Annotated in this window: 15 protein-coding genes; 1 reads left to right on the top strand and 14 read right to left on the bottom strand. The window is 53.2% G+C overall.

Going from position 1 to position 20353, the window contains the following annotated elements; genetic code table 11:
* Positions 1-6 precede the first annotated feature (6 nt).
* The 3 genes from QET93_RS09410 to QET93_RS09400 form a co-directional block, all read right to left on the bottom strand.
* Positions 7-1392 (bottom strand): ABC transporter permease, encoded by a 1386-nt coding sequence (locus QET93_RS09410; RefSeq protein ID WP_280126359.1) that lies wholly within the window; start codon positions 1390-1392, stop codon positions 7-9.
* Between the two features lie 158 nt (positions 1393-1550).
* Complete coding sequence (locus QET93_RS09405; RefSeq protein ID WP_280126358.1) at positions 1551-2633, bottom strand: ankyrin repeat domain-containing protein; 1083 nt, start codon at positions 2631-2633, stop codon at positions 1551-1553.
* Positions 2634-2685: 52 nt separating this feature from the next.
* Positions 2686-3105: a pyridoxamine 5'-phosphate oxidase family protein gene (locus QET93_RS09400; RefSeq protein ID WP_280131362.1), complete on the bottom strand. Its 420-nt coding sequence runs from the start codon at positions 3103-3105 to the stop codon at positions 2686-2688.
* A gap of 106 nt (positions 3106-3211) precedes the next feature.
* Between QET93_RS09400 and QET93_RS09395 the strand changes: the two genes are divergently transcribed.
* Positions 3212-4999, top strand: a complete 1788-nt coding sequence (locus tag QET93_RS09395; protein ID WP_280131363.1) for a sialidase family protein — start codon at positions 3212-3214, stop codon at positions 4997-4999.
* 225 nt (positions 5000-5224) lie between these two features.
* On the opposite strand, the gene QET93_RS09390 is transcribed toward QET93_RS09395, so the two are convergent.
* The 11 genes from QET93_RS09390 to QET93_RS09340 form a co-directional block, all read right to left on the bottom strand.
* Complete coding sequence (locus QET93_RS09390; protein WP_280131364.1) at positions 5225-7570, bottom strand: glycoside hydrolase N-terminal domain-containing protein; 2346 nt, start codon at positions 7568-7570, stop codon at positions 5225-5227.
* A gap of 373 nt (positions 7571-7943) precedes the next feature.
* Positions 7944-8774: an autotransporter outer membrane beta-barrel domain-containing protein gene (locus tag QET93_RS09385; RefSeq protein ID WP_322190169.1), complete on the bottom strand. Its 831-nt coding sequence runs from the start codon at positions 8772-8774 to the stop codon at positions 7944-7946.
* A gap of 163 nt (positions 8775-8937) precedes the next feature.
* Positions 8938-10914, bottom strand: coding sequence for a hypothetical protein (locus QET93_RS09380; RefSeq protein WP_322189960.1), 1977 nt, complete (start codon positions 10912-10914; stop codon positions 8938-8940).
* A gap of 322 nt (positions 10915-11236) precedes the next feature.
* Positions 11237-11821 (bottom strand): prepilin-type N-terminal cleavage/methylation domain-containing protein, encoded by a 585-nt coding sequence (locus QET93_RS09375; RefSeq protein WP_280126353.1) that lies wholly within the window; start codon positions 11819-11821, stop codon positions 11237-11239.
* Between the two features lie 15 nt (positions 11822-11836).
* On the bottom strand, positions 11837-13114 hold the full coding sequence (locus QET93_RS09370; RefSeq protein WP_280126352.1) for a type II secretion system F family protein: 1278 nt from the start codon (positions 13112-13114) through the stop codon (positions 11837-11839).
* Between the two features lie 69 nt (positions 13115-13183).
* Complete coding sequence (locus QET93_RS09365; RefSeq protein WP_280126351.1) at positions 13184-14851, bottom strand: GspE/PulE family protein; 1668 nt, start codon at positions 14849-14851, stop codon at positions 13184-13186.
* A 30-nt stretch (positions 14852-14881) separates the two neighbouring features.
* On the bottom strand, positions 14882-16567 hold the full coding sequence (locus QET93_RS09360) for an ATPase, T2SS/T4P/T4SS family (protein ID WP_322189959.1): 1686 nt from the start codon (positions 16565-16567) through the stop codon (positions 14882-14884).
* A 129-nt stretch (positions 16568-16696) separates the two neighbouring features.
* Entirely contained in the window at positions 16697-17668 is a 972-nt protein-coding gene (gene dusB / locus QET93_RS09355; RefSeq protein WP_280131334.1) for a tRNA dihydrouridine synthase DusB, read from the bottom strand.
* Between the two features lie 18 nt (positions 17669-17686).
* The gene (locus QET93_RS09350) at positions 17687-18415 is read right to left on the bottom strand and encodes a metallophosphoesterase family protein (RefSeq protein WP_280131335.1); all 729 of its coding nucleotides are present in this window, start codon (positions 18413-18415) and stop codon (positions 17687-17689) included.
* Between the two features lie 52 nt (positions 18416-18467).
* Positions 18468-19352, bottom strand: a complete 885-nt coding sequence (locus QET93_RS09345; protein ID WP_280131336.1) for a hypothetical protein — start codon at positions 19350-19352, stop codon at positions 18468-18470.
* A gap of 21 nt (positions 19353-19373) precedes the next feature.
* Positions 19374-20297 carry a 2-dehydropantoate 2-reductase gene (locus QET93_RS09340; protein ID WP_280131337.1) on the bottom strand — a complete coding sequence of 308 codons (924 nt, stop codon included), beginning with the start codon at positions 20295-20297 and terminating at the stop codon, positions 19374-19376.
* Between the last annotated feature and the right edge of the window lie 56 nt (positions 20298-20353).

The following is a 20353-nucleotide window of genomic DNA, read 5'->3' as shown; positions in this document are numbered from 1 at the left end:
GGGGAGTTATTCGAATTTGACGCGGGGATCGACGGCGGCGACGATGATGTCCGAGAGCAGGTTGCCCAGTACCATCAGGAAGGAGGTGAGAAGCAGAGTGCCCATGATAAGCGAGTAATCCTTGTCCATCAGGGCTTGGTAGCTCAACATGCCGAAGCCTTGAATATCGAAGACGCGTTCTACGAGCATGGAACCTGCGACGATGACGCTGATGAGGCTGCCCAGAGTGGTGGCTATCGGGATAAAGGAGTTGCGAAAGGCGTGTTTGTATACCGCTCCTTTGAAGCTGACGCCTTTGGCCATGGCGGTGCGGACGTAGTCTGCCGAGAGATTGTCCATGAGGTTGTTTTTCATCATCATGGTAGTGACGGCAAACGAACCGACGACGTAGCAGAGCAGAGGAAGAACGGTGTGGTGCGCCAGATCCTTGATTTGTCCGGCGAGGTCCATCTGGTTGAAGTCCGGGGAGGTCAGTCCGCACAGGGGGAACCATTCCAGGCGGGCTCCCAGGTATACGACGAGGAGGGCTCCCAGAGCGAATCCCGGAACGGAATATCCGAGGAAGATCAGGACGGAAGAAAGATTGTCTGCCAGGGAGCGGTGGTGAATAGCCTTGAAGATGCCCAGAGGGATACAGACGGAATAAGTCAGAATAGCGCTGAGAATGCCGAAGTAGAGAGAAATGGGTATGCGCTCCTTGATCATGTCCCAGACAGGCTCATTGTATTTGAAAGAATTGCCCAGGGTTCCCTGAAGCAGGCCATCGAAACGGTTTTTATAGATTTCAGCACGCCAGGCATAAGTTCCGGCCTTGTCGTCGATGACGTTCTGGTCGCTTTCCCTCATGCGTTGCGCCCAGCGTTCGGCGCGGTGCCGGGGGGATTCCAGGATGATGTTCCAGCCTTCGTCGGCTGCTTTGCGAGCATGGTTTCCGGCAAAGAAGGCATCTTTGACGGTTTCACTGTCGGGAGACGTGCGAGTGACGATGATTTCTTCTCCCGTTTCAGGGACGAGGACGCGCGTATGCAGGCGGGAGCTGCCTCCGTAAGCTGGATCCGGAGTATCATCTGCCGGTGTGGGATGGGAAAGGAAGTCTTCCTTGGCAATCTCAATTTTCCGGGGCAGGATGCCCAGCCATTGGGCATAGGCGACGAGGATAGGTTCCTGAAGCCCGAATTGTTCCTCCAGTTTTTCCATGTCCGCCTCGCTGATGGAGGTGTTGCTTTGCTGGCCTCCGGCTTTTTTACCGGAGAGGGCGCTCATGGCCTGTTGCTGCATCATTTGCTCTACCGGCCCGCCGGGGACAAAACGCGTGATACAGAAGACAATGAAGGTGACGCCAAGCAATGTGAAGGGCATGAGCAGGAGGCGTCGCAGGATATAAGTCTTCATGAGGGCGCGAGGATGTTAGCCCAGACTATGATTCGTGACAAGCTTGTAAATTGCCACGGGCGAAGCCCCGAAAAAAGAAGCTGGTGCTTGGATTTACCGGGTATTCCGGATAGACGGATGCAGGGGGACGTTGGGAAGACGTTGGAAAATACTGGTGGTCAGGATTCGGAATTAACTGGCTTTTGTTGCGTTCTTTCTTTCATCCGGGTTTCGATCAATCGGATGAGTTCGTCGTTATCCTTGAAGTTCAGGAACATGTCGCTTGCCGTTACTCCATTAGGTGTTTTGGCGAACAAGTCGGCTCCTTTTTTAATCATGAATAGAGCTATTTGAGTGACGGCATCCCTGTTTTGGGCGTTTCGAATTTTTTGACCGAGATAATGCAAGGCGGAGAGCCCATCTTGATTGACGGCGTTGATGTCGACTCCGTGTTGCAGGAGCAGATCAATCTGGTGGATCAATTCTTGTGCCTGGTGTTTCCCGTTTGCCTGCATGTATATATTACCTGTTTTGAACAGATGATGGAGGAGAGTATTCCCCTCTTGGTCCTTGAGGGTAGCGTCGGCTCCTTGGCTGAGGAGGATTCCGGCAACATCGAAGGAATAGCTGGTGATGGCATTTTGCAATGCATACTGACCGGCTTTGCCTTCGAGCAGGGTATTGCCATATTTGGAGAGGAGGTAGCGTGTCATTTGGACATTGTTATTATCGGCGAACATCATGAGAGGGGTTTCTCCATCGCTGTTGTATGCCTCGGGACTTGCTCCCTTGTCGAAGAAGAGCCGGGCGATTTCATTGTTTTCTGATTCCACAACTCGGGATACAACGGAGGTCCATTCTTCCCCTGCTTCTACCTTGGCATTGGGGTCGGCCCCGGCGGCAAGTAACAGGCGCACGATTTCCCAATTCTGTTTTCCGAGCGCTGTCCACAGCGGGAAGGTAGCTTCTTCCTCGGAATGATCTTTCAGATTGGGATCCGCCCCCATTTTCAACAGGAGGGCAACGGTCTCGTATTCACCTAGTTCCGTAGCAAGGTTCAGTGCGGTTTTGTTGTTGAAGTACGCATTGATACCAGTTTCTCCGCGCTGGAACCTGTTGAGCTGGAAGCCGAGCTGGCGAGTGGCGGGCTGGCTTTTCAGTTCCTTGATGGTGTCGTGGAGTTGTTCTTTGTTTTCATCGCAGGCCGTGAGGGCAAGCGCTAGTATCAGCAGGATGGGAGAGTGTACGAATTGAAGTTTCATTCTATGAAGGATAACGGTCCGGAGATCAAAATTTGTTTTCATATAAAAGCAGTTAAATAATCTTGAAATCTTCCGATTTGAAATTGGCATAGTATCGTCCCGATTGTGCAGTGAAACATAGGACACAGTAATCCGGATCCGTTACTCCTCCGGGATAATACATGGTGTCTCCATCCTGCCAGATCATTTTCTTGCTGACTTGGTCTTCGAGCACATTCATTGTTCCAACCAGCATGACACCGCGGAAGAAGCGTCTGTCGCAGAAATATATGCAGGCTTTGGGATTTTTCTTGTATTGGGCGACTCTCATGGACGAAGTGTTCGTCGTGAAATAGAATTTTTTGATTCCCTCTCTTTTTCTGGGGGGAAGCATGGCTTTCGCGTTGGGGAAACCGTTTTCATCAATGGAAGCAATGAAAGCGACACCCTGTTTATCGATCATGTTTCCGATTGTTTGTTCGGGATCTTTCATGATAATCAATCATCCTTGATTTTTTGATAAAGACAATGAGTAAATTCCTTCGTCTTCGAATTCTTCTTGTCTGCCGGAATTCTGTTTTTTACCATATATGTCCCGTATGAAAGTACTCCCCCTGATATTGATTGCCTGTTTTCCGGGTTTTTGCGAGGCTCAACGTCCTGCGGCTGCCGGATTGGAACCAATAGTTGTCGCAACGCCTCCATCCGATGCCGGACGAGGTTTGGTGCGTGTCAGTCAGAAAGAGATCCGTCACTATTCCGGGACGCGGAATGCTCCCGATTATCTTGTGAGCCTGGACAACGGGAGTACTTGGGAGATGCGGAATACTTCGGATTCCTATCCTCCCAATTTCGGGGGGATTCCCAAGGAATCTCCGGCTTTTTCCCGGAATCCTGCGACAGGGGAGTGGATTCGTGTTCAGCCGATCGGTGGTTTCATCTTTATCTCCCGGGGTGGTTTGGACGGGACATGGCTGGCTGTAACGAATGATGGGAAGCTGGAAGCTGACTGGAAGGATCCGGAGAAGAGGAAGAATTTGAAAAAACTGGGAGGAATCATGCGAACGCCCCTGTTTATCAATAAGGGGAAAAGGATTCTCATCCCGTTTCATGTCATGGCTAATGGAACCCGGTTTCATATTTCCGACGACGGAGGATTGACGTGGAAGGTGTCCAAGGATGCCATTACGTCTCCACGGCACGACGTAAAGCCCCCGCACCAGGGTACCCGGTGGTATAACAATGCGGTGGAAGCTACGGTTCTGGAAATGAAAAACGGTATGTTGTGGGCTCTTGTCAGAACATCCCAGGATCAGGCGTGGCAGTCTTTTTCCAAGGATGGAGGGGATACGTGGAGCAAGGCAGAACCTTCCCGTTTTTTCGGAACATTGACGATGAATACTCTGGCTCGCCTGAATGACGGAACTATCGTTTCCCTTTGGACTAATACCATGGCTCTGCCTGAGAATGCCGAGGCGGGGAACGGGCAGTGGGAAGATGTTTTTACCAACCGGGATTCCCACCACATTGCCATGTCCGATGACGAGGGTAAATCGTGGTACGGTTTCCGTGAAATTATCTTGGACGAATTACGGAATCACCCGGAATATGCGACATTGAACGGTCCGGAAGACAGGGGCAAGCATCAGAGTGAACTGGTGCAACTGGATAAGAACCGCATGCTTGTCTCCCTCGGACAGCATAAGAATCACAGAAAGCTGGTTATTGTAGATCGCCGATGGGTGGCAGGGAAAGAACGGAGTACCCAAACCGGAAAGGATCTGGATGCACAGTGGACTGTTCATACCTACATTCCGCAGAAGAGGGGACATTGCAGCTATAATCGCAAGCAGGGTGCGATACTGGTGGAGGATCCGGATGATGCATCACGCCGCGTGTTGCAAATTCGTCGTCTGGATGATTCCTCTCTTGTTAATGAGAAAGCGAAGGTGGATTATCAAAACGGCGGAGCAGCCTGGAATTTCCCCAATGGAACGACAGGAATCGTGAAGTTCCGGTTCCGCGTGCCATCCGGAGGACAGACAGATGATTCCGGCTTGCAGGTTTCCCTGATGGACCGTCTGTTCAACGCGTGCGATACAACGGCGAAGGATTATGCCTTGTTCACGTTTCCCATACGCTTGTCTCCTTCTCCCCACCTGTCGATTGGGATGAAGAAGGTACCTTTTAAGACCGACTCCTGGCATGAAGCGACAATTGCCTGGAAGAATAAAGCCGCCCTGGTTTTTCTGGATGGCGTGAAGGTAGGAAATCTGAATATGTCGACTCCGTCTCCCAATGGAGTGAGCTACATTCATTTCATTAGCACGGGAACCCATCCTGATACCGGCGTGTTGCTGGATACGGTGCATGCGAAGGTAAAGTAATGGAAGAGGATTTACTTTCAGAATTCCGGAATCCAGCCATGGAGCATTGGGAACAGAGGTAAATTTGGGGAGAAGAGGTTGGAATTTACCTGTGAGTACCCCAGTAGAACGATATTGGGGCTGGTTTCGACAAACAGGGAGTAGACGGCAATAAAAAACTCCGTCCATCCAGTATAGTTGCCGGATAGACGGAGTTGTATGGGGGGATAGACGGGGTTATTGGGATTATTGCCGAATCCGAGGGAATGTGACCTGGCGGGATTCTCCCTGCTTCATGCTGGTATTAAGGAATTGACCATTGTATTCCAGAAGGAAGGTTCCGGGGCGCGTGGCACGGATGTCGGCGGTGATTTCCTTATCCGTCCAATGAATGTCTACGTTGATGCCTCCGCGGGCTCTGAGACCAGTGACCGAGCCTTCCTTCCAATCTTTGGAGAGGGCGGGTGCAATGCTGATGACGCGTTTGCCGTTTTTGACAATCTGGCTTTGGAGCATGCATTGGGCGAGGCCGGCCGTCATGCCGAAGTTTCCGTCGATCTGGAATGGGGGATGCATGTCGAAGAGGTTGACTCCGATACGTGTTCTCAGCAGTTTGTCGATGTATTCGGCTGCTTTTTCTCCATCCCGGAGGGAAGCATAGAGGTTGATGAGCCAGGAGGCGCTCCAGCCTGTCTGGCCTCCACCGTGCGAACAGCGGTAGTCGATGGACTTGCGGACGGCATTGGCGTAGTCCGGCGTGTTGAAGACGTCGAATTCATTGCCGGGGAAGATACCGTAGCAGTGGTTGAGATGGCGGTGTCCGGGATCCTGAATCGTTTGTCCACGGCGCCATTCCTCCAGGCGTCCGTCCGGGGCGATGGCCGGGATGGCGACACGAGGCAGGGTTGTCCTGACTTGTGTGTAGAGTTCGTCGTTGGTTTTTCCGAGTTCCTCACAGGCTTCCAGGTAGTTACGGAGGGCTTCCCGGGCAACGAGTATGTCGTGAGTAGTACCGTTGCTGATGGTGGCTTTAGCTTGTTTGCCTTCCTTGTCGGTATAGATGAAACCGCATTCGGGCGAGTTGGCGGGACCGGTGATCAGCAATCCGGTTTCAGGTTCGGGCTGCAGCCAGGAGAGCAGGAAACGGGCACTTTCCCGGAGGATGGGAAGGGATTTGGCAAGGTATTCCTTGTCGCCTCCATAGCGGTAATGTTCCAGAATGTGGCTGGTTGCCCAAGCGCCGTTGAGAAGAGCCGGAGCCGCCGTAATGACCCTGTGACGGAAGTACGACTCACGCCAGCAGTCCGTGTTGTGAGCCAGACAGAATCCGGGGTAACCGAGCGTTTTTGCCAGTTTTTGTCCTCCGGGCAGGAGGCCGTTGACGAAGTCGGTGAAGGGGATGTGGAATTCTCCTAGGTTGGTTGTCTCAACAGGCCAGTAGTTCATCTGACAGTTGATGTTGAGGAAGTAACATGATTGCCAGGGGGGATTCATCGAGGGGTTCCAGAGGCCCTGCAAGGTGCTGGGGAGACCGCCGGGACGGGAATTGGAGATCACGCAGTAACGTCCGAATTGGAAGAGTTGTTCGACGAGATCGGGATCCTTTTCCCCTTTCTTGATGCGTTTGATGCGTTCCGGAGTGGTCATGGCACGTACTTCGTCAGGACTGTCGCCGATGTCGATGCTGCAACGATCCATGAGAGGGGCATAGTAGGATTCCGCTTCCCGGGCAAGCTTGCTCCAGCCGAGTTGGCTGGCTTTGTCGAGAATGGCTTTGTTGGCCTGTGAGAGGTCTATATCGAGCGGCTGGGAAGGGGTATCAATGTTGTAATCGGTGACAGTGGATGCAAGCAGGATGAGCTCATTGCCGCCGGTAACGACCAGTTTGTCTCCATCCTGTTGGATGACGCCTTTGCCGGGAAGAATGCGGACGCGTGTTTCATACCGCGTACCTCCGTTGGGGGCTTGTCCCTTGAGGACGAGTTCTCCGCGTTTTTCGTCGAGATCGGCTTTAAGCTGAGGGTGATCCAGCGAGAAGGAAAGACGAAGTGACTTACCGGAGTTGGTTGTGATACGGGTGGCGATACAATCCGTTTTGGGAGCTGCAAGAACCTGCATTTCCTGGGTGCCGTCCGGCAGGGTGAATCCGTTAGTGGCGACACCTTTGCGCATGTCGAGAGTGCGGAATACGTCGAAAGCGGCGTCTCCCGAGGGGAAGCCGATGCGCAGGAATCCGGCTGGCAGGTAGCTGCCGCTTTCCGAAGGTGGAGTCAAAATGCGTTCATTGAAGACTTTGTCGGCCTGTTGGTATTCTCCCTTGTTGCAGAGCTCTCGTGCTTCGCGGATGGCTTTGTCCACATTCGGGGGAATAGAGAAGATCTTTTTGGAGAAGATTGAGCTTTCGTTCAGCAGAATGACGGCATTGGGAAAACCTTCGTAGACAAGGGCGGCCACACGGCCATTGCCAACACCGTATCCCTGGTCCCATTTCGGTGCTGGGGCGTTGTCTCGCAGAATGAGTTCGGAGGGGGATGCCCATGCGCATGTCAGGCACGTGGCGGCAATGAGAAGAGCATGAATGGAAAATTTCATGAAATAGACAAATCGTTCAGTGTTGATACGGTGGCATGCTTATTGTTCTTTCAACAAAAAGAAGGAGCGACTCTTGGTTGAAGTATTTCTACCACCATCTTCCTCAATATTGTAAAGCACTGTTCGGTCATTGTCTTGAACAGAATAATGAAAAATATATTCGCCTCATTGTCAATAGATTAACTCCCCCAACTTTCGGCTGAAGGTCGGGGGAGCTTGTTTTGGAAGCGACCCAATCTACGGTTTTGCAAGAGAACCGTCCTGAGCCTACTCCCGTTTCCGGATCTCAGAGAATACCGCAATTCTCTTCGAACGGAAAATCAAGGAACCTCTCCTGGTTCTCCGGTGAACCGGAGAGGTATCCGGAAGAAACTCAGAATCTGTAAATGAGACTGACGCTTCCCGTCTGCATGAGGCTCTTCTCGGCCGCTTCAAGATTGTAGTTCGCCGAGGCGCTCAGACCTTCCGTAAGCTGCAAACGCATGCCCGACGCCGTGCTCAGCGACGTCCTTCCCGGTTTACTGCCGCAGGCTGTCCAGAAATGGCTGTTGCCCTGGACGTCGACCCGGGGCGTCTTACGGCTCAAGTCCTGGATTACTCCCGCCTTCGCGTAGGCCGTGAAGGCCTTGCTTCCTAGATAACCCCGGTAACGGAGACCGGTTCCCACGGTAGCGCGCAGCTCGTTCATGCTGCCGTCCGAGAGACGGTACTGGTACTTCTCGCCGCTGAGGGTGTAGTCGTTCTGGTCGGCGAAGGTGTACTGGAGCCCGGTGAAGGTTTCCAGGAAAAGCCTTTCGTTCAATTGATGGCTCCAGATCGCCTTCACGTCCAGCATCCAGGCCTGGTCGGTCCATTTCCCGCCCAGGTTGTCCTCGGATACGGCCTGCATCCTCGTTGTACCTTTGTTGCTGGAGCGGGCATAGCCGGCCTGCATGTCCAGGATGAAGGCATTTTGCCGGTTGAGAGCCATCCCGTAGGTTCCGTAGAGGAGGCCGATGTTGGTGTCTTTGTCGATGCGCCCCAGGCCATTGTTGACGTCATGGTCTCCCCAGAGGGTGCCGACGGCCATGCCCATCGTCCAGTTGTTGGCGAAGGCGTACTCGCCGCCCGCCGCGTATCCCAGGGAACGGTAGCGGTACCCCGTGGAAAAGTCATGGTTTTCCTGGGTGTAGTAGTTGCCGATGCCGGAAACCCAGAAGGCCACGTTGCGTTCCAGCTTGAGGTTGTACCGGGTATTGGTCCGGGCATTGTCGGAGAAGGACCAGAGAGACCGGACGGAGGTCCAAAGCGTGTTGACCTGGACGGTTCCGACGCCGAGGGGGGCGTTCCAGGCCGGAGCGGGAGGCGTCGGTGGATCTACCGGGAATTCAGGGTCGACCGGGAACTCCGGATCGATGGGGATGGTGGCTGGGGAGTTCCACTCCGTATTGACCGGACAGGAAGTCGAAGCGGTCGTAGGTCGTCCCGTTGGCGGTATAGGGTTCGTATTCGAGGGACCATCCATCGTCATCGACGAGGTAGACGTGTTTGGCGCCGGCCACGCTTGCCTGGGTGGTTTCGGTGGATAGCGTGTGGGAGAAGATGAAGGGGTGGAGTTCCTCCGGCCTGGACTGGATGCCGCTGATGTCCAGCACGAAGACGAGCTTGCCCGGCTCGGCATTCAGAGAGGAGCCGTCGGCGAAGTTCCAGACGGGGTTGGTATCCGTGGCGGCGACCATGGCGTCGTTCATCCGGACTCGGATGGTGTGTTCGCCTTCCGTTCCCGTGACATTGTAGTTTCCGTCCGTGCCCGGAGTTGGGGGTCCCAGGATTTCCAAGGCGAACTTTTCTCCCTGGGCGATGGTAGTGAATCCGTCGATCAGGAGGGCAGTGCCCGTCCTTGCGTTGACGGTTCCCTTGATGAAGGTCTTGTCGCCGACGCGGAGGGAACCGTTGTCCAGGTTGACCGTGAAGTTGTTGACGGTTACGCCGTCGTTGAACTGCACTTCCCCGTCATGGGAGTACGGGTTGTCGACCTTTTCATTCGTTTCGTTGTTCAGAGCGATGGTATCCGGGTTGATGTTGAGTGGCGTGTCATTATTGGCAGCCATCAGGGAGTCGTCGAAAACGATTTTGGCCTGGGAGGCGGCGACGAGGTTGAGGAAACCGCCGGCACGGGTTGTAATGGCGTTGGAAAGGCCATCTTGAGCCTGCCCGTTTTCGACTTGGGTGACGAAGTGCCTGTTGCCACTGAAGACGACGTCCTTCGTTTCCGCAATCAGGTTGAGAGGTCCGGCAGTGTCGATGGCTCCACCGTAGTAGTTGGAAGAGGCGTTGAAATTATTGAAGAAAGAACTGTCGATGATCGTGTTGAGAGCTGTCCCCCGGAGGCAGATGGCTCCCCCCATGGCTTGGCGATAGAGAGTCTGGATGTAGTTGTTTTCGAAGACCGAGTTGCGAATGGTGAGAGAATTGATGGAATTCAGATCGCAAATTGACCAGATAGCCCCGCCGTAGATGGCTGCGCTTAAGGCAGCAGTATTCCCGGTAGAAACGACATGGTTGCCCGAGAAAGAACATCCATCAATTTCCATGGGACCAAAGTCACCAATAGCTCCTCCTCCTGAGGTATTACCCGTTCCCATTTTGTTGACGATTATGTAATTGTTATTAAATACGCATTGGCGTACTATGGAAGGAGATATTTCATCATTGTAGAAAGCGCCACCCTGAGCCGAGTGATCAATGGCGGGATCGGTTGTGGCAAAATTGCCGGTGAAGGTGCAATCGATGAGAAGGGTTGTACTGGGTCTTATCGGATCATTTTGGATGGGCCAGGCCGAGGCAATAGCTCCTCCGCCGCAGAATCGGTCATATCCTCTGATGCCGTTGCCGTTAAAATCGCAGGAACGAACTTCCAACGTTCCTCCGAAATTAGCGATAGCTCCACCGAGGGGAGCCGTTCTTCCTTTCCTATAGTAATAGCAATTGTCGAATGTGAGATTTTCCAGTTTCATGCCGGCTCCATTCTGGTTGAGCAGAGGCCGGGTCAAATCGACGAACTCCGTTCTTTCTCCGCCGGTGAAAGACGATTTTTGTCCATTGCTTTGAAGACCGGAAATTTGAAGTGTGACTCCTTCGGGATTGATGATCGCGCCCCACTCTTGAGCGGCATAAGGATCGCCACCGACCTGATGAGAAGGTATGAGGATATCTTCCTGAATTGGGAAATCTACGGTTTCTCCCGTGGATGCCTGTTGAATAGCTTGATTGATATTGTCAATGGTTGATACGGCAAAAGAAACAGGCGATCCTGTAGCAAGAAGTGCTGCGAGGAAACGTCTGAGAGAGTATGAAGTCAACATGAAAAAATAATAGCGGATTATTCATCCGTTTTTCAAGAGAAAAAAGAATCTTTCAAAAACTGGAAACTCATTATATATCAAGATATTATCAAATAAGTAAACACTTGTTTAATATGGTATATATTACTAAATACAGAAACTCTAAAGTACTAGCTTTCTACGAAAATAAGATAAATATTAACGGATGAATAATCCGCCGTTCTCATCAAATTGGAATGATGTTTATGATTCTGTGTTTTCCGTCTTCGGAAAATATAAAAAAGGCTGTTCCACCAGATGATGGAACAGCCTTTTTGAGTAATTGTTGAATAAGTTGGTAGCTTTACATGTTGCCGATATTATCGGCATTGACGCCAAGATTGCTTTCCGTCAGATTCCCCTGACCGTCCTGACCCAGGGACCAGAAGTCAAAGTCGGGATTGATTCCTCTGCCGAAGGCTCCCTTGGAATCTTTTTCCTGGAAACCGAGGCGGTAACGGTAGGGTGCCCCCCAAGGATCCATCAGACAGAATTTGCCTTTGAATTTGACGACATAAGGCTCACTCTTGTTCTGCTGGAGCGGATTGAGTTCCTCCACATAAATGGGAAGGCGAGCCTTGGTTACAGGATCTTTATCCGGAATGCCGTCTTCGTTGTAGTCGCCGAAGAGGGCTTGGTAAACCGTATTGGTGCTGCTTTCAGAACCGTCACCGTCGGGGAGGAATCCGTTGTCCATTTTGAATTCCTCAAGAGCCGAGGAGATTCGCTGGACAAACACCTGCGCCGTGCGTTCCCGCTTGCTGGTTTCGACCCAGCCGAAGGCTGCTACGACGAAGGTCATCAGGATGACGATGATGAACATCACCGTCAGGATTTCCACGAGTGAAAACCCCCTGCGGGCGCGAGTTGTATAGGATCCGAGTTTCATGAGCTGATTTTCTCTTTAGCCCATCTTTTCGATAACCTGAAGGAGGGGCAGGAACATGGCGAACACGATACCACCGACGATGACAGCAAGGAAGACGATCATCAAGGGTTCCATCATGGACGTCATGGCACCGACGGCGTTATCCACTTCATCATCATACACATCGGCAACTTTCAGAAGCATTTCCGGGAGCTGACCTGTTTCTTCACCGACGTCCACCATGGAGATGACCATCGGCGGGAAAATATGGGAAGATGTCATCGGGGTTACGATAGATTCACCTTCCTTGACGGAGTTATATACGCGTTCAATAGCATCGGCGACGATGGCATTGCCTGCGGTGTCCTTGGTGATGTTCAGGGCCTGGAGGATGGGTACACCGGAAGTCACGAGAGTACCGAGCGTACGAGCGAAACGGGCAACTGCGCTACGGCGTTGAATCGGGCCGATCAACGGGATGTTGAGGATGGTTTCATCGATCTTGCGGCGTCCCTTGGGAGATTTGCTGAGCGTCCTGTATACGCCGACGAAAACGGGTACGAGGATGATGAGCCATGCTCCGTTGGGAAGCAGGAAGGCAGGTTCCATGAACCAGTCACTGATACCGAAGACGAACTGGGAGATGGCGGGCAAATCCGTTCCCATATCGGCAAACATGGTTTTGAACTTGGGCACGATAACCATCATGAGGAAGATCAAGATACCGACGGCGATGCAAAGCACGATGGTCGGATACACCATGGCGGAGACGATCTTGCTCTTAAGCTTCTGAGCCTTTTCCTGATATTCGGCCAGTCGGTTCAAAACGATTTCCAACACACCGCCAAGTTCACCGGCCTTCACCATATTGACAAAAAGTTTGTTGAAAATCCTCGGGTGCTGAGCCAGAGATTCGGAGAAAGTAGCTCCACTCTGGACGGCATCTCCGAGAGCATTGATTGTTGCCTTAAGGTTTGGGTTGGCTTCCTGCTTGCCGAGAACGGTAAGGGATTGGAGGAGGGGAAGGCCAGCATCAATCAGGGTAGCGAGCTGGCGTGTGAAGATCATGAGGGTTTTGGTCTTGATCTTGCCGCCTGTTTTGCCCTTTTTGCCTGAATCTCCCTTCTTTTTAGATCCTGACTTTTTAGGTTTGGCTGTAGCCTGGAGCTTGCCTTTGCCTGCTTCAACGATTTCCGTTGGATATAGGCCTGTGGCGCGGATTTTTTCCAAAGCTTCTGCTTCGGAATTGGCCTCGAGAGTTCCCGTCTGGGTTTCGCCCTTGTGGTCAAGAGCAGCGTATTGGTATTTAGCCATAGGTTGTTATTGGTAGTGTTTAAATCAATGAAGTTTGTAACATGGGGATACGAAGATTCGGAGATGTCTTTAGGTGTATTTGAGAACTTCTTCGATGGTTGTTCTACCTTCGTAAATGTTCCGGAGACCGTCTTCGCGAAGTGTCGACATACCCATTTCGATGGCCTTTTGCTTGAGGACAACGCTGGGGGCCTTCTCCGTAATCATGTCGCGAAGAGTGTCGTTGATGTCGAGCAGTTCGTAAATACCTTTTCGCCCCTTGTATCCGGAGTTCGAGCAGCGATCGCACCCCTGTCCGGTGTAGAACTTCTTGTCTCCCAGTTCATAGGGAGATACTCCCAATTGACTCAGGATGGTGGAGGATGGTTCGTAGGGGGTCTTGCAGTCAGCACAAATGGTACGGACGAGTCGCTGGGCCAGGACGCCTTCCAGAGATGCGGCGACGAGGAAAGGCTCGCAACCCATGTCAACAAGTCGTGTGACGGCACCGGCAGAGTCGTTGGTATGGAGGGTGGAGAGAACAAGGTGGCCTGTCAGGGATGCCTGGATGGCAATCTGCGCGGTTTCCATGTCTCGCATTTCCCCCACCATGATGCGGTCGGGGTCCTGACGGAGGAAGGCTCGGAGTACCATGGGGAAGTCAAGCCCGATGGCTTCATTGACGGGGATCTGGACAATGCCGTCGATATCGTATTCGACGGGATCTTCGGCGGTGAGAACCTTGGCATCAATGGTATTGATTTCCCGGAGAGCGGCGTAGAGTGTCGTTGTTTTACCGGCGCCGGTCGGTCCCGTCACGATGAAGATGCCGTTAGGCTTGTTGACGGTTTCCAGAATGTATTCATGGATGTGTCGTGGAAGCCCGAGGTTATCCAGATTGAGGTTGACGGAGGAGCGGTCAAGAATACGAAGCACGACGGACTCACCATATTGAGTGGGCAGAGTCGATACACGCATATCCACCGAGTGGTCTCCAACCTGTTTGACGATACGACCGTCCTGCGGGACGCGGCGTTCGGCAATGTTCATGTTGGACATGACTTTGACGCGGGAGATAACGGGCACGGCAAGGTGAATAGGCGGAGGCTGCATTTCCAGCAAGGCCCCATCGACGCGGTAACGGATCTTGAATTCCTTTTCGAAGGGCTCGAAGTGAATGTCGGATGCGCGTTCCTTGATGGCCTGAAGGAGGACGAGATCCACAAATTTGATGATGGGGGCGGCGTTGGCTTCGTCAGTTCCGTCACCGTTATCTGCTGTCTGCATTTTGTCCAACTCGCTCATGAGGTCGTTCATGGCGGCTTCCGCACCTCCGTAGTATTCGTTAATGCGGGCCTGGACCTGATAGTCCGGGGCAACGAGCAGGAAGATGTCTTTACCGGCGGCAAAACGGAGATCTTCAACCGTTTGCGGATTGAGGGGATCGACGAGGCAGACGTAGATGCCTTCCGGACCGACACGGACGGGAAGGGCTCCGTGCAGGCGGACGAGGGAAGCGGGCAATTGATTGAGGATGACAGGATCGGGCGTGAAATTATCCAGATTGATGCATTCGACGCCGAGGTCGCTGGCGATGACTTGCCAGATGTCGTCCTTGTTTCCGATGATGCCGAAGTTGGAGAGGACTTCCGGGAGTTCCTTGCCGCTGTTCATCATTTCTTCTTTGATGTCGCGGGCAAGGGAACGGTCAATCATTCCTCTGCCGATGAAAAGTTCCAGTGTAAGATTGGTGTCCATGGAAAATAGCTGTTGTGAGTGGCAATAGGATTAGTTGGAGTCGCCCATGGTGACATGGAATACTTCATCGGCGGAGGTGAGCCCGGCCAGGATTTTACGGACGCCGTCTTCGCGGAGGGTTCTCATGCCGAGTTCCCGCGCCCGGTGTCTCAATTGGGGCGTGGTGAGGTTGTCATTGATCATGTTGCGCACTTCGTCGTCGATTTCGAAGATTTCAAAAAGTCCCATACGGCCTTTGTAACCCTTGTTGCGGCATTTGTCGCAACCGCGCGGCCCCTTGATCTGACCGGGGACGAGGCGGGAAACGTCGATATTGAGTGTCTGTGCCTGGCGTTCGGTGAGGGAACCGTCCCGTTTGCAGTTGTCGCAAAGTTTGCGGACGAGTCGCTGGGCCATGACGGCACGGACGGCGGAAGCGATAAGGAATCGCTTGATGCCCATGTCTGCGAGACGGGCAACGGAGCTTGGAGCGTCATTGGTGTGGAGGGTCGAGAGGACAAGGTGACCCGTCAGGGATGCGTTGATGGCGATATTGGCAGTCTCGGCATCTCGAATTTCCCCGATCATGATGATGTTGGGAGCTTGTCGGAGCATGGCTCGGAGGGCTGCGGCGAATGTCATGCCGATGTCGGCCTTGACCATAACCTGATTGATCCCGGAAAGTTCGTATTCGACAGGGTCTTCCACGGTGATGATCTTCTTGTCCGGACGGTTAATGTAGTTCAAACAGGCGTAGAGCGTCGTTGTCTTACCGGAACCGGTGGGACCCGTTACCAGAATGATGCCGTCGGGCAGAGTGATGAGACGGTCAAAAGTAGCTTCATCGTCCGAGAAGAAACCGAGCTGAGGGAGACCGAGGACAAGAGCGGATTTATCCAGAATACGCATGACGATACTTTCGCCGTGGTTACTGGGGACGGAGGAGACACGGAGGTCGATTTGCTTGTCTTCTCCAACATTGGCTTGGATTCGTCCGTCCTGAGGCATTCGTTTTTCGGCGATGCTCATGGTAGAGCTCATAACCTTGATACGGGCGATGATAGGGCCGAGGAGCTTTTTGGGGTGCGTGGCGGTTTCGATGAGTTTGCCGTCCACACGGAAACGAATGCGAAGGCGGTCTTCCATCGGTTCGATATGGATGTCGGATGCCCGCATCTTGTGGGCGTCGACGAGCATTTGCTGGACGAGGCGAATGATAGGAGCGTCTCCGTCTTCGTCGCCGAAGGACATACCGGCAGCCGGCATGATTTGTTCTGGATAGTATTCTTCGAGGGCTTTTTTGATAGCCGATGCCGTGGCGACATGGAAGATGACGTCACGCTTCAGGATGGCGGGAAGGCTGTCGAGCGTTTCAAAATTGAGCGGATCGGCAATGGCGATGTTGAGCGAAAAACCGTCGTCTGCAAAGGGAATAGCTTTGAAACGGCGGGCCGTATCAGCTGGAATCATGGCGATGATTTCCGGAGGGACAGACATGGAAGCCAGGTCGATGACAGCCATTGCTGCGTTGTTGGCGCATACGGCGGCAATGATGTCTTCCGTCAGGTACTGAAGTCTGATCAGGGCATCAATCAGTGATTCGGGCGGAGAGATCTGGCTCTGCGCGTACTGAATGATTTCCGGAGACAGGTAGCCCGCCTCCGTTAGAAGCTCAATGAGATAGGATTCGTTAGAATACACGTCGGGATGAGGATTGATTTTCGAGAGAGACAGCACGTTTCCGCACCGTATTCAATATCCCTTATTCTATGACAGATGGGAGGGGGAAAGTCAACCGAAGGAAGCCCGGGAAGTCGTTAAAAGTGCTATTTTTTTGTAGGATAGGCACTTTGGTATGTACATTGGCTATACAGACTGGGCTAAATCTATGAGTTCGTCCATTGTTTTGATGTGAACGAGCCGGGATCGGAGGTCTTTTGCTCCCGGGAATCCTTTGGTGTAGGCGACGAAGCGGGCGCGCATGAATTTCATGGTGTGAAGTTCGTCTCCGTATCTGCCGGATTCCAGAGAAAGCCTGGCGTGCCGTATGATGAGATCCCATTTGTCGCGGATACTTTTGCGGGGGAGGTGTTCGCCGTGAGTGAGGTAGTGTTTGGCTTCGGAGAATATCCAAGGATTTTCCATGGCGGCACGGCCAATCATGATTCCACGGACGGCGGAGGTGTTCCGGATATGTTCTACCATTTGAGCGGAATTGACGTCGCCGTTTCCGATGATGGGAACGGAAGCGGCGCGTGCGCAGAAATCGATCATATCCCAGTCAGCTTTGCCGGAGTATTGCTGGGCGCGCGTTCTGCCATGGATGGTGATCATGGAGATACCTTCATCCGTGAGGATCCTGCAGGTTTCCGGAGCACAAATGGAGTCGGCGTCCCAACCGGTTCTGATTTTGGCGGTGACGGGGACGAGGTCTCCGACGGCCAGGATAACTCCCCGTGCGACGGAGGCAAGGAGGGGAAGGTTTTTGAGAAGGGAGGAACCTCCGTTTTTACCGACGACTTTGGAGACGGGGCAGCCGCAGTTGATATCAATGAAGTCCGGGCGGAGTTCGTTGACAATGATTTTAGCGGCTTCGCCCATGTTGCGACCGTCCGCCCCGAAGAGCTGGATACCAATGGGGCGGTGGACTTCTTCGAATTCTGTGTAACGCCTGTTGCGTTCCCAGCAGGCAAGAACGCCTTCAGCAGAGACGAATTCTGTGACGACGACATCGGCCCCCATTTCTTTGCACAAGGAACGGAAGACTGGATCGGTGACTCCGGCCATGGGAGCCAGGAACAATGGGAATGCTCCGTTGTCGAACCAAGGCTGATGCATGGGTATTGATTGGCGGGGTCAGACGCCCTTCCCAAGACGTTCGGCCAGCATGGGTGGAAGGCCGGCATCCAGAATTTTTTGCTGGGTTTTGGCAATGTCGTATTCGACGCGGCGGAAGTACACGGCATTGGTATCGGTGTCGAACACACAGTAGCTGGCGCGCCAGTCGTTGTCGCGCGGCTGACCGACGGAACCGACGTTGATGAAGTATTTCTTACCGGGTTCCGGGCAGAAGTCGTTGGCCGCGTATTCGGTGGCTCCTCCGTTTTCGAAGACGAAGATTTTGGGCACGTGGGTATGCCCGTGGAAGCAGATGTTGGTAAACTGGAAGTTGAAGTTGGAAACTGCGTCGAATTTATTGACGATGTAATGCCAGAGGGAGGGCTGGTCCAGTGTGGAGTGGACGATGGTGAAGGGGGGGACGTTACGTACCATGCGGAGCCGTCTCAGCCATTCCTTTTGTTCTTCCGAGAGCTGGCTGCGCGTCCACATCAGGGCGTTGTAAGCCACGGGATTCATTTTTTCCGGGTTGTTGTCGCTGGAGGCGGCTTCGTCATGGTTGCCTTTGACGACTGGGCAATCGAGGGTTCGGATGATTTCCAGGCATTCGGATGGCGATGCATTGTAACCGACGATGTCTCCCAGGCAGGCGATGGAGGTACACCCCATGGCCTGGATGTCTTGCTGGACGGCTTCCAGGGCTTCCTGATTAGCATGAATGTCGCTGATGATTGCAAATCTGCTCATGGTACTTGGGACAATATGAAGGTGAAGAGAGGCTTTGCCAAGCCGGGAATGCTTATTTTTTCTTCTCCGGTGCGGGAGGGAGGGCATCCAGAGCTTCCCTGATTCCGTCCGTCGGGTAGCCGAGGCCGTTGGAGAGCTGGTTGATGAAGGAGACCCTGGCTAGTTTGTCGGAGGGGAAGAGTTCCCGGAAAGGGATTCTGTCCTTTTCCGGTATGTTCAATCTGTTTTGCAAGGCAAAGAGAGTTGTTGCCATGCTGGGGAGGCGGTTATCGGGGTTTTTGTAGAGTTCTTTTCCGAGTTCCCAGGCTTCTTTCGCCTTGCCGGGGATGCGCGCGAGGGAATAGAATTGCTGACGGGAAACAATAGAAGGGGCGCCCAGTTCTTTGGCGCGGGCATAGGCATCGGCGGCTTGCTGGAAGTCGGGATAGCGTTTGGTGTCGCTGAGGATGTTGCCGAGGCGGGACTGGACTAACCAGTCGTCGGGGTTGGTTGCAGCTCCTTTGCGGAGGAAGTTCTTGCCTTTGTCGATGTATTCTCTGTAAAGGCGTCTTTTTTCCGACATCGGGAGGTGATCGTGGTCGTCACGCAGAAATGAGGATGCGGCGTTGTAGGCCAGATGCCAGGCTCCCGTGTCCCAGTAAAAGGCTGTATGGGGGGCCAGGGTAACAATTTGTTTGTAACGGCGTTCGACTCCGTGCCAGTCTCCCTGGCGAAAGCTTTCGAAGGCTTCCAGACTTAGGAATGCGGCAACGAGGGAACGTAGTCCTCCAAGGGAGATCATGGCCATTTGCTGGTTGAGGGCATCGCCGCCGGCAAGCGTCTCCTCGGGGAGAAGTCCTGCTTGATTTTCCCTCCTGAGGATGGAGTTTTCCCAAGGCATGAGAGCTGTACCGAATAAGCCGCAGGAGATCAGAAGGACGAGAATGTTTTTCAACATGGGAGGGAAGGCAGGGGAAAATCAAGAGGGTTGCATGCCAAGACGTTCGCGGATCTCACGGTCGAGTTGTTCCCATTCCGGGATGCTGGCTCCGGCTTCGCGAGCTTTGGCTATAGGAGCCCCCCAGATGGCTTCGTACTCAATGGGGCGGCCCATGTTGTAGTCGATAGCGCTGGACGGGGTGAAGCCTCCCATGGTTTCCGTCCTCTGCATGTGGTAGTCGACGAGATCGTCGCGGAGGGTATAGCCCCGGGCTTTGGCCGCAGAAACTACTTCTTCCATGATACGGCGTGCACGCTCGACATTGGATGGGTCTTTGTAGAGTTCACCGACAGAGATGCCGCCCTTGGCCAGGCACATGCCGTTGAAGGGGATGTTCCAGACGAGTTTGAACCACTGGATTTTTTCCGCTTCGGCAAAGGCTCGGGTCGGGATGGGGGCTTTACCGAACAGTTCGGCCAGCTCTTCCGCTTTGGCTGTGCCTTCCGGGGTTGGGATGAAGGGGGCGAACTGGATGTTGCCTCCTTCCAGATGGGAAATGACGCCAGGATCAGTCCTCATGGTACAGATGAAGCAGAGTCCGACGAATATTTTTTTCGCAGGGATGACTTGTGCGATGGCTTCTGCATTGCCCATGCCGTTCTGGAGCGTGAGGACGATGGTGCCGGGACCCATCAGGGGAGGCAGGGCTTCCTTGAGATGGGAATTGGCTGTTGTTTTCCAGGCTACGATGACCAGGTCGACCGGGCCGACTTCTTCCGGGCTTCGGTATACTTGTACGTTAGGGAGACTGATGTCCCCATGGAGGCTGCGGACTTGAAGTCCATGTGTTTTAACGTAGTCGTATTCCGACCGCATGATGAAGCGGACGTCGTTTCCGGTTTCGACGAGGCGGGAGCCGTAGTAACATCCAAGGGCTCCTGCTCCGAGAACGGCTATTTTCATAATTGATGGCAATGGCTTGAATCGTATCGTCAGAGTAGTTTTTGACGACAATGAGG

Origin of the sequence: Akkermansia sp. N21116 (genome assembly GCF_029854705.2) — a bacterium.
Lineage (GTDB): Bacteria > Verrucomicrobiota > Verrucomicrobiia > Verrucomicrobiales > Akkermansiaceae > Akkermansia.
Note: the sequence above shows the minus strand (reverse complement) of the source record. Positions and strands in the feature narration are given on the sequence as shown.

Bases quoted from the DNA above. Each gene is read 5' to 3' on its own strand.
- QET93_RS09340 (WP_280131337.1), bottom strand. From the start codon at position 20,297: ATGAAAATAGCCGTTCTCGGAGCAGGAGCCCTTGGATGTTACTACGGC.
- QET93_RS09380 (WP_322189960.1), bottom strand. From the start codon at position 10,914: ATGTTGACTTCATACTCTCTCAGACGTTTCCTCGCAGCACTTCTTGCT.
- QET93_RS09350 (WP_280131335.1), bottom strand. From the start codon at position 18,415: ATGAGCAGATTTGCAATCATCAGCGACATTCATGCTAATCAGGAAGCC.
- dusB (WP_280131334.1), bottom strand. From the start codon at position 17,668: ATGCATCAGCCTTGGTTCGACAACGGAGCATTCCCATTGTTCCTGGCT.
- QET93_RS09405 (WP_280126358.1), bottom strand. From the start codon at position 2,633: ATGAAACTTCAATTCGTACACTCTCCCATCCTGCTGATACTAGCGCTT.
- QET93_RS09410 (WP_280126359.1), bottom strand. From the start codon at position 1,392: ATGAAGACTTATATCCTGCGACGCCTCCTGCTCATGCCCTTCACATTG.
- QET93_RS09345 (WP_280131336.1), bottom strand. From the start codon at position 19,352: ATGTTGAAAAACATTCTCGTCCTTCTGATCTCCTGCGGCTTATTCGGT.
- QET93_RS09395 (WP_280131363.1), top strand. From the start codon at position 3,212: ATGAAAGTACTCCCCCTGATATTGATTGCCTGTTTTCCGGGTTTTTGC.
- QET93_RS09400 (WP_280131362.1), bottom strand. From the start codon at position 3,105: ATGAAAGATCCCGAACAAACAATCGGAAACATGATCGATAAACAGGGT.
- QET93_RS09365 (WP_280126351.1), bottom strand. From the start codon at position 14,851: ATGGACACCAATCTTACACTGGAACTTTTCATCGGCAGAGGAATGATT.
- QET93_RS09390 (WP_280131364.1), bottom strand. From the start codon at position 7,570: ATGAAATTTTCCATTCATGCTCTTCTCATTGCCGCCACGTGCCTGACA.
- QET93_RS09370 (WP_280126352.1), bottom strand. From the start codon at position 13,114: ATGGCTAAATACCAATACGCTGCTCTTGACCACAAGGGCGAAACCCAG.
- QET93_RS09375 (WP_280126353.1), bottom strand. From the start codon at position 11,821: ATGAAACTCGGATCCTATACAACTCGCGCCCGCAGGGGGTTTTCACTC.